Here is a 10,240-nt window from a genome sequence, read left to right on the forward strand (position 1 = left end):
ATTATTTTTTAGCCTCGTCTGAACAACAACAGACATTTAAGGCAGATTGTTGCAACAGTAGCGTTTTTATGCTATATTTAGTATGTAAAGTTTAGATAGTTGTCAACGGAGAGTGGGTATACGCCCACTCTTTCGTTTTGACATCAGCACGAATATGGCTACATCCAACGTGTTGTAAACATAGGTTAGGAGGTCGAAATGAGTAAAATTACAGATCAAATCACAGCAATTGCGGAACCAATCGTTGCCGGCTTAAATGTCGAATTAGTTGACGTGGAATTCCTTAAAGAGGGGTCAAATTGGTTTTTACGTATCTATGTTGATACGGAAGCAGGCATTGATATTTCAGAATGTGCTGCCGTTAGCCGTGAAATTAGTGAGAAATTAGATGAGTTGGATCCAATCGAACAAAACTATTTCCTCGAAGTTTCATCTCCAGGGGCAGAACGTCCACTGAAGAAAAAACGCGACTTCGAACGCGCAATCGGGCAATTCATTAACGTGAAGTTGTACGAACCGTTTGAAGATAGCAAAGAGCATGAAGGTTACTTAAAAGCTTACGATGGCGAAACAGTCACTGTAACAATTGATGACCAAGACATTGATTTTGACATTAGTAAAATTGCAATGGCGCGTTTAGCTATTCAGTTTTAACAAGTGAGATAATTTAATAAGGGAGTGGACAAAATGGGCACAGAATTGCTAGATGCTCTTACGGTTTTAGAGAATGAAAAAGGCATTGACAAAGATTTTATTATTGAAGCATTAGAGGCGGCTTTAGAGTCTGCTTACAAACGTAACTTTGACCAAGCGCAAAATGTACGTGTAGATATCAACCAAACAACAGGTTCAATGCATGTATTTGCACAAAAAGAAGTTGTTGATGAGATTCTTGATTCGCGTCTTGAAATTACATTGGAGCAAGCACATGAATATAACAGTGCCTTTAATGTCGGAGATACAGTCGAAATTGAAGTGACACCACGTGATTTTGGACGTGTTGCAGCACAAACTGCTAAACAAGTCGTTACACAACGTGTACGTGAAGCTGAACGTGGCATCATTTATAACGAGTTTATCGATCGTGAAGATGATATCATGACGGGGATTGTAGAACGTCAAGATTCACGTTTTATCTACGTTAACTTAGGTAAAGTTGAAGCGATTCTTTCTAAAAATGAACAGATGCCTAATGAGCGTTACCATGCACATGACCGTATCAAAGTTTATATTACGAAAGTTGAAAAAACATCTAAAGGTCCTCAAATCTATGTGTCTCGTACACATCCTGGTTTGTTAAAGCGCTTGTTTGAAATTGAAGTGCCTGAAATTTATGATGGTTTAGTTGAAATCAAATCAGTTTCACGTGAAGCTGGCGATCGTTCTAAAATCTCTGTCTTTTCATCTGATCCTGAAATCGACGCTGTCGGTGCTTGTGTCGGAACAAAAGGACAACGTGTACAAGCGATTGTTGATGAGTTAAAAGGTGAAAAAATTGATATTGTTGAATGGTCTGAAAACCCAGTAGAATTTGTTTCTAATGCGTTAAGTCCTGCACAGGTTGTTGACGTAACGGTCGATAAAAACAACCAATCAACAACTGTCGTTGTTCCAGATTATCAATTATCATTAGCTATTGGTAAACGTGGCCAAAACGCGCGTCTTGCTGCTAAGTTAACTGGTTGGAAAATCGACATCAAAAACGAAACAAATGCTGCTGAATTAGGTATTTTCCCGCGCGTTGAAGGGGAAACAGTTATCGAAGAAGATGTTGCTGTTGTTGAACCTGTAGAAGTTGCTGAAGAAGTAACCGAAGCAGAAGTTGAAGCAGCGCCTACATTTGTAGTTGATATCGATACAGCAGAAAAAACAGCAGAATAATTGGCAACGGAGGTTAGATCATGGTGAAAAAAACGCCTTTACGTAAATGCATCATCACCAATGAACGTTTACCTAAGCAAGATTTGCTTAGAATCACTTATTCTAAAGATGGTACAATCGCTATTGATCCGGGTGGGAAACTACCTGGACGTGGCGCTTATATAACCAAGTCTGTTGACGTCGCAAAAAAAGCGAAAAAACGCAACAGCTTAGGAACGGCATTTAATGCTAAAAATGATTTATCTACATTTTATGATGATGTGATAACTTATTTGGAAAATGAGGTCAACAATGCAAACTAGTGATAGCGTATTATCGTCAATTGGAATGGCAATGCGAGCGGGCAAAATTACTGCCGGTGAAGATTTTGTTATTGCAGATGCGAGAAAATCGAAAGCTAAATTGGTCATCATCGCAACAGATGCTTCAGAACGTACTCAAAAGAAATTAATCGATAAATGTACTTATTACGAGACACCTTATGTCTTGTTCGGCACCCGTGAAACTTTAGGCGCTGCGATAGGTAAATTTGATCGCGTGGTTTTAGGAGTACTTGATGGAGGATTTGCCAAGAAAATACGTTCATTACTGTCTGACAAATAACGGAGGTGCTCGACATGGCGAAAATCAGAATTCATGAATACGCAAAAAAAAGACGAGTTACAAACAAGTTAATAATTGACGAATTGAATAACATGGGAATCCCTGTAACCAATCATATGTCAATGTTAGATGACGAAGTAGTGAAAAAATTAGATGCTGCAAAAATTGAAGCACCTAAACAAACTAAAAATAAAGCTCAAACTAAAGAGTTAGATAAGGTGGAAAAAGCAACGGATACTAAAAATAATAAGCCAGCAACGTCTAAGCCGTCTCCAAAACCTGCAGCTAAACCAGCTGCTAAAAAAGTAGATGCATCGACAAAAAAAGCTGATGTTAAAACAAACAAGCCTGCAGCAAAACCTGTAGCATCAACAACTAAAACAACGGAGAAAAAAGCAGCACCAGCGCCATCTGCAGCTTCAAAAGCAGCGGCAGCAGCATCTCCAGCAACTGGCGGAGGAAACAACCGTGGTGGTAACAGCCGTTATACACCAGGTAACCGTTTCAACAACCGTCGTCGTCGCAAACCAAAACAATCAGCAAGTCAAATTGCTGCTCAAAAACAACGTATGTTAGTGCCACTTCCTAAAAAAATCACGATTGACGAAACAATGACAGTCAGTGAATTAGCTAGAGCATTAGGTCGTGAAGCTTCAGAAGTTATCAAAAAATTATTTATGCTTGGTGTTGTTGCTACAATTAACCAATCATTAGAAAAAGATGCTGTTGAATTAATCTGTAAAGATTACGGCGTAGAAGTTGAAGAAGAAGTTAAAGTTGATACAAGTGACTTGAACCTTTACTTTGATGAAGAAACAAAAGCTGAAGATTTAACAGAACGTGCGGCTGTTGTAACAATCATGGGACACGTCGATCACGGTAAAACAACTTTACTTGATAACTTGCGTAACTCAAAAGTTACTGATGGTGAAGCTGGTGGGATCACTCAACATATTGGTGCTTACCAACTTGAACTTGAAGGTAAAAAAATCACTTTCTTAGATACACCGGGACATGCTGCCTTTACAACAATGCGTGCTCGTGGTGCGTCAATTACCGATATTACAATCTTAGTTGTAGCAGCTGATGATGGTGTTATGCCTCAAACAATTGAAGCAATCAACCATGCTAAAGCAGCAGATGTTCCAATTATTGTTGCGGTTAACAAGATTGATAAACCGGATGCAAATCCAGATAACGTAATGCAAGCTTTAACTGAGCATGGCTTAGTGCCTGAATCTTGGGGTGGAGATACAATCTTCGTACCAATTTCAGCTAAATTTGGTCAAAACTTAGACGAGTTGTTAGAAATGGTTCTTCTTGTAGCAGAAGTACAAGAATTACGCGCTAACCCTAAACGTACTGCTATTGGTTCAGTAATTGAAGCACGTCTTGATAAGAGCCGTGGCCCGATTGCAACATTATTAGTACAAGATGGTACATTAAACGTTACTGACTCAATTGTTGTTGGTCATACTTATGGTCGTGTCCGCGTTATGGTCAACGATTTAGGTCGTCGTGTTAAAACTGCTGGTCCTTCAACACCTGTTGAAATCACTGGTTTAAACGCAGTTCCTCAAGCAGGTGATCACTTCGTTGTGTTCGCTGATGAGAAACAAGCGCGTGCAGTTGGTGAAACACGTGAAGCTCGTGCTGTTGTTGAACATCGTCGTTCGAACAACCGTGTAAGCTTAGAAAACCTCTTCGAACAAATGAAAGAGGGCGAAATGAAAAATGTTAATGTTATCATCAAAGCAGATGTACAAGGTTCTGCAGAAGCATTAGCTGCATCATTACGTAAAATCGAAGTTGAAGGTGTTCGTGTTGATATTATTCATACTGCCGTTGGTGCTATCAACGAATCAGATGTTACTTTAGCAGCTGCATCAAATGCAATTGTTATTGGTTTCAACGTTCGTCCAACACCTCAAGCTGAAGAAGCTGCATCAATCGAAAAAGTAGATATCCGTTTACACAACATTATCTACAACGCAATTGATGAAATTGAATCAGCAATGACTGGTATGTTAGATCCTGTGTTTGAAGAGAAAGTGATTGGTAAAGCAATCATCCGTCAAACTTACTCAGTATCTAAAATTGGTACTATCGCTGGAACATACGTAACGGATGGTAAAATTACACGTAAGAGTCAAATCCGTGTTATCCGTAACGGCATTGTTATCTTCGATGGTTTACTTGCTTCATTGCAACGTTTCAAAGACGATGCAAAAGAAGTTACAACTGGTTTCGAGTGTGGGATAACATTAGAAAACTTCAACGATATGAAAGAAGACGATATCATTGAAGCATACATCATGGAAGAAATTAAACGTAAACCGAAAAAATAATACTATAAGTCGTGAAAAACCCCTTAATTATTGAGGGGTTATCACGCTATCTTGAGGTGAAATAGATGAGTAATTTACGTGCAGAACGCGTAGGCGATCAAATGAAAAAAGAATTAGGCGAAATTATTAGCCAAAAGCTAAAAAATCCTAATCTTGGGTTTGTAACAGTAACTGATGTTCGTGTGACTGGTGATTTATCACAAGCGAATGTCTATGTCTCTGTTATGGGACATGAAAAAGATAAAGAAAACAGCATGGCTGCTTTAGAGAAATCTAAAGGCTTTATTCGCACTGAAATTGGTAAACGTATTCGTTTACGTATCGTTCCAGAAATCTTTTTTGAAATTGATGCATCAGTAGAATACGGTAACCATATTGATGAGTTATTACGTAACTTAAACAAAAATGATTAATTAATGTAACATATAGAAAACGCTTGTCAAACGTAGGTTTATCGACGTATGCGGGCGTTTTTATTTTTGAGGAGGAGACTAATGAACGGTATTTTAGCACTGTGGAAACCCGCAGGCATTACCTCACATGATTGCGTCTATAAATTGCGCAAGATTTTAGGTACAAAAAAAGTCGGTCATACCGGCACACTTGACCCAGCTGTAACAGGTGTTTTACCGATTATGATCGGTAAGGCTACCAAATTATCCGAGTACATGACGGCTACTGGAAAAATGTATGAGGCAACGATTTGTCTTGGGAGTACCACTACAACGGAAGATGCGACGGGAGAAGTTGTTGAAACAAAGGCGCTTACCACAGATATTAGCCCAGATGCCGTTCAAGCTGCTTTAAACGCATTGACCGGAGAAATTACACAGATCCCACCGATGTTTTCAGCTGTCAAAGTAAATGGTCGGAAACTGTATGAATACGCACGCCTTGGCATTGAAGTAGAACGCCCTGAGCGTCAAGTGACAATTCATGCATTAGAACGCTTAGATTCAGGTGTCGTTAATGCTGAGAACCCTAGCTTTAAAATTCGAATTGACTGTAGTAAAGGCACATACGTCCGTACATTAGCAGTAATGCTCGGTGAACTATTAGGTTACCCGGCACATATGGAAGACCTTGTACGTACAATGAGTGGCACTTTTACGCGTGAAGATTGTATAACGCTTGAAGAATTAAACGAGTGGAAAGCAACAGACACGCCAGCAGACTTTTTATATGATATGATGTTAGCGGTACAAAACTTAACAAAAATAAATCTTTCAGATGCTGCCCATTCAACCGTTAAACACGGTGGATCCTTAACAGAAGAAGAAGTACAAGTTAAGCCAGGCGATACAGTCGAACTTCGTGCATTGCTTTATAATGATGTTTTAGTCGCTGTTTACAAACCGCACCCACGCAAAGAGGGCATGTGGAAACCAGAAAAAATGATTCTTAAAACAAACGGTTCAAACTAAGGATTGAACCCATCATAGAAAGGATTGACATTATTGGAAATTAAACGTTTACATCACCCGTTGGCTGCTGAATTTAAAACAACAGAACCGATTGTACTTGCACTAGGTTTTTTTGATGGTGTGCATCGTGGCCATCAAGCTGTTATTCGAGAAGCTGCAGCAGAAGCGAAAAAACGTGGCATTAAATGCGCAGTAATGACATTTGATCCACATCCATCAATGGTATTAAGCAAAGTGAAAAAAACAGTCAAATACTTAACGCCACTCGCTCAAAAGGGCGATGAAATGGCAAAATTAGGCGTTGATATATTATACGTCACACGTTTCACTTCACATTTTTCAAGCTTGCTTCCTGAAGAATTTGTACAACAGTACATTTCTGAATTAGGAGCTGTGCATGTTGTTGCTGGCTTTGATTATTCATACGGTAAATTTGGCGCTGGTAAAATGGAACAACTAGCCGAGTATGGCAATGGGCAATTTGAAGTGACAACAGTTGGTAAATTAAGCGATATGAACGATAAAGTCAGTTCAACTGTGATCCGTCGTTATTTAAACGAAGGTGATATGGAAGCTGTGACTAAACTATTGGGACGTCCTTATGAAACAAAAGGAACTGTTATTCACGGCGATAAACGTGGCCGGACCATCGGTTTCCCAACTGCCAACATTTTAACTGACCATGATCTGATGTTGCCGCCAATCGGTGTCTACGCAACGCGTATTCTTGTTAACGGCGTCTGTTATGAAAGTATGACAAGCGTAGGCTATAATATCACATTTAAAGATGAAAAAATTCTCTCGACAGAGGTTTATATTCTTGATTTTAATGATCAAATATACGGCGAAGAAGTGATCATTGAATGGCATAAATATTTCCGTCCAGAATTGAAATTTAACGGCATTGAAGGATTGGTTGAACAGTTGAAGTTGGATGAAATTAACACGCGTGACTTTTTTAACGGACAATCAAAAGATAATTAACATAAATAGTTGATTTAACGACGATTATTGTGTATAGTATCTATTGTACCTTGTGTACTAACCTTTACTTGGCTTGTCGACTTTCACCAGCGCTTGCTCAGTAACTGGGGCTACTTAAAATATTTGGAGGTGAAAAGAAAATGGCTATCTCAAAACAAGAAAAAGCTGAAATCATCAAAGCATACGCAACACACGAAGGGGACACTGGTTCACCAGAAGTTCAAATCGCTGTATTGACTGCTGATATCAACTCTTTAAACGGTCACTTAAAAGAACACAAAAAAGATTACCATTCTCAACGTGGTTTAATGAAAATGATCGGTCGTCGTCGTAACTTGTTGACTTACTTACGTAACAACGAAGTTCCTCGTTACCGTGAATTAATCCAACGTTTAGGATTACGTCGTTAATTTTAACGATTGTATTAATGCGGGAGAAAGTTCTCCCGCATTTTTATTTGATTTTAGACAGACTGACGCCATGATTATGAATCCAAAAAAGTGACTTTAAGGTGCTTTTTAACTAATTCTTTGTATGCGAATAGCATAGTGAGTATCACACAACTTTATTGTTAGTTTTTTGGATAAATGGTGTTTACCATTACTTATAATCGGTGCAGATCTGTTTTATTTTTATAATTTGGAAGGGGACTATTTTAATGACTGAAAAACAAGTATTTGAAACAACACTAGGCGGTAAACCATTCGTAATCGAAGTGGGCCAAATCGCAAAACAAGCAAGTGGCGCAGCTTTCATTCGTTATGGTGATACAGTTGTCTTAACAGCTTCTGTGGGTTCTAAAAACCCGAAACCTTATGATTTCTTCCCGTTGACTGTCAACTATGAAGAAAAACTTTACGCTGTAGGTAAAATTCCAGGAGGGTTCATCAAACGTGAAGGTCGTCCAAGTGAACACGCAACTTTAACTGCGCGTTTAATTGACCGTCCGATCCGTCCGTTATTTGCAGATGGTTTCCGTAATGATGTTCAAATCACAAATACAGTAATGAGCGTTGAACAAGATTGTGCACCAGATATCGCTGCTATGATCGGTTCATCAATTTCATTATGTATTTCTGATATTCCTTTTGAAGGCCCAATTGCTGGTGTGCATGTTGGTCGTGTGAACGGTGAATACATCATCAACCCTTCTGTTGCTCAGAAAAAAGAAAGTGACATCGAGTTAACTGTTGCTGGAACAAAAGACGCAATCAACATGGTTGAAGCTGGGGCAAAAGAAGTAGATGAAGAAGCAATGTTAGGCGCTATTATGTTCGGTCACGAGGAAATCATTCGTTTGGTTGAATTCCAAGAAAAAATCGTTGCTGCTGTTGGAAAAGAAAAACGTGAAATTAAGTTATTTGTTCCAAATCCAGCCTATGTTGCTGAAGTAAAAGCAGATTACGAAGCTGACATGAAAGCTGCTATTAAAACTGAAGAGAAAAAAGCACGCGAAGCTGCAATTGATGATTTAAAAGAAGTTGCACTTGCTTTTTATGAAGAAAAATATGCTGAAGAAGCTGAATTGGCTGATATTTTAGGCGAATTTAAAAGCATCTTGAGCGACTTAGAAAAAGATGAAATGCGTCGTTTGATTTCAATCGATAAAATTCGTCCTGATGGACGTAAAGTTGACGAGATTCGTCCGTTAGCATCAGAAGTTGGTATTTTACCACGTACTCACGGTTCTGGACTCTTTACACGTGGACAAACACAAGCTTTAACAGTTTGTACATTAGGTCCCTTACGTGAACACCAAATCATTGATGGTTTAGGTGAAGAAGAAACGAAACGTTACATGCACCATTACAACTTCCCGCAGTTTTCTGTTGGTGAAACAGGTCCAAAACGTGCACCAGGTCGTCGTGAAATTGGTCACGGTGCATTAGGTGAACGTGCTTTACTACAAGTTATCCCTAGCGAAGAAGAATTCCCATACACAATTCGTGTTGTATCTGAAGTCTTAGAATCTAACGGTTCAAGCTCTCAAGCAAGTATTTGTGGGTCAACATTGGCATTAATGGATGCTGGTGTACCAATTAAAGCTCCTGTTGCTGGTATTGCAATGGGCTTAGTAAAAGTTGGCGATGATTATACAATTCTTTCAGATATCCAAGGAATGGAAGATCATTTCGGCGATATGGACTTTAAAGTAGCAGGTACTACAAAAGGTATCACTGCTTTACAAATGGATATTAAAGTTGATGGCTTAAGCCGTCAAATCCTTGAAGAAGCTCTTGCTCAAGCAAAAGCAGGTCGTGAACATATTTTAGCTCACTTAATGGGTGTTATTTCTGAAACGCGTCCAGAGCTAAGCGCATATGCTCCTAAAATCGTTACAATGCAAATTAAACCAGCGAAAATCAAAGATGTGATTGGACCCGGCGGAAAACAAATTAACAAAATCATCGAAGAAACAGGCGTTAAGATTGATATTGAACAAGATGGAACAGTTTACATTGCTTCACTTGATCAAGACATGATTAACAACGCTAAAGAAATTATCGGTAACATTGTACGTGAAGCTGAAGTTGGCGCAAGCTACTTGGGTAAAGTACGTCGTATCGAGAAATTTGGTGCCTTTATCGAGATTTTCAAAGGAACAGATGGCTTAGCACATATTTCTGAATTAGCGCATGAACGCGTTGCTAACGTTGAAGACGTGTTGAAAATGGATCAAGAAATCATGGTTAAAGTTATCGCTGTAGATGACAAAGGCCGTGTTAACTTATCAATTAAAGCATTGTTAGACAAACCAGAGAAAAACTAAGCATTCGCAAAATTGCTTAACAATCAACTGTTATTTAAAAATTATTACCAAAACAGCTGCACATTTGTGTAGCTGTTTTTTTGTATAAATTTGTATAGTTCGAAGTCAAAAAGCTCTTTTTCAAACAATTTTAATCGTATTAAAACAGCTAAAATATTGTCTTAAGTATCTATTGAGCAATACTTGCGCTATTGAATAAATAATAAGAGTAGAAAAAGGGAGAGCGATTG

Annotated in this window: 10 protein-coding genes; all 10 read left to right on the plus strand. The window is 38.7% G+C overall.

All coding sequences use genetic code 11. The features are described from left to right. The first annotated feature begins 198 nt into the window (after positions 1 to 198). The 10 genes from rimP (at position 199) to pnp (ending at position 10,010) form a co-directional block, all read left to right on the plus strand. A complete protein-coding gene (gene rimP, locus IKV95_RS06455) occupies positions 199 to 654 on the plus strand; it encodes a ribosome maturation factor RimP (protein WP_029090921.1) in 456 nt (151 codons plus the stop codon). A 33-nt stretch (positions 655 to 687) separates the two neighbouring features. Continuing rightward, on the plus strand, positions 688 to 1,881 hold the full coding sequence (nusA, locus tag IKV95_RS06460) for a transcription termination factor NusA (protein ID WP_029090922.1): 1,194 nt from the start codon (positions 688 to 690) through the stop codon (positions 1,879 to 1,881). Positions 1,882 to 1,901: 20 nt separating this feature from the next. Further along, positions 1,902 to 2,183, plus strand: coding sequence for an RNase P modulator RnpM (gene rnpM / locus IKV95_RS06465; protein WP_029090923.1), 282 nt, complete (start codon positions 1,902 to 1,904; stop codon positions 2,181 to 2,183). Then, positions 2,173 to 2,484, plus strand: coding sequence for a L7Ae/L30e/S12e/Gadd45 family ribosomal protein (locus IKV95_RS06470; protein WP_029090924.1), 312 nt, complete (start codon positions 2,173 to 2,175; stop codon positions 2,482 to 2,484). The genes rnpM and IKV95_RS06470 overlap by 11 nt, the downstream gene beginning before the upstream one ends. Before the next feature lie 14 nt (positions 2,485 to 2,498). Further along, positions 2,499 to 4,832 carry a translation initiation factor IF-2 gene (infB, locus tag IKV95_RS06475; protein ID WP_069119497.1) on the plus strand — a complete coding sequence of 778 codons (2,334 nt, stop codon included), beginning with the start codon at positions 2,499 to 2,501 and terminating at the stop codon, positions 4,830 to 4,832. Between the two features lie 65 nt (positions 4,833 to 4,897). After that, the gene (rbfA, locus tag IKV95_RS06480; protein WP_029090926.1) at positions 4,898 to 5,245 is read left to right on the plus strand and encodes a 30S ribosome-binding factor RbfA; all 348 of its coding nucleotides are present in this window, start codon (positions 4,898 to 4,900) and stop codon (positions 5,243 to 5,245) included. Positions 5,246 to 5,326: 81 nt separating this feature from the next. Continuing rightward, positions 5,327 to 6,256, plus strand: a complete 930-nt coding sequence (gene truB / locus IKV95_RS06485) for a tRNA pseudouridine(55) synthase TruB (RefSeq protein WP_069125587.1) — start codon at positions 5,327 to 5,329, stop codon at positions 6,254 to 6,256. A 33-nt stretch (positions 6,257 to 6,289) separates the two neighbouring features. Continuing rightward, positions 6,290 to 7,240: a bifunctional riboflavin kinase/FAD synthetase gene (locus IKV95_RS06490; RefSeq protein ID WP_029090928.1), complete on the plus strand. Its 951-nt coding sequence runs from the start codon at positions 6,290 to 6,292 to the stop codon at positions 7,238 to 7,240. A 140-nt stretch (positions 7,241 to 7,380) separates the two neighbouring features. Then, positions 7,381 to 7,650 carry a 30S ribosomal protein S15 gene (gene rpsO / locus IKV95_RS06495; protein ID WP_029090929.1) on the plus strand — a complete coding sequence of 90 codons (270 nt, stop codon included), beginning with the start codon at positions 7,381 to 7,383 and terminating at the stop codon, positions 7,648 to 7,650. A 248-nt stretch (positions 7,651 to 7,898) separates the two neighbouring features. After that, complete coding sequence (gene pnp / locus IKV95_RS06500; protein WP_029090930.1) at positions 7,899 to 10,010, plus strand: polyribonucleotide nucleotidyltransferase; 2,112 nt, start codon at positions 7,899 to 7,901, stop codon at positions 10,008 to 10,010. Positions 10,011 to 10,240 lie beyond the last annotated feature (230 nt).

Origin of the sequence: Brochothrix sp., assembly GCF_017549435.1 — a bacterium.
GTDB lineage: Bacteria > Bacillota > Bacilli > Lactobacillales > Listeriaceae > Brochothrix > Brochothrix thermosphacta.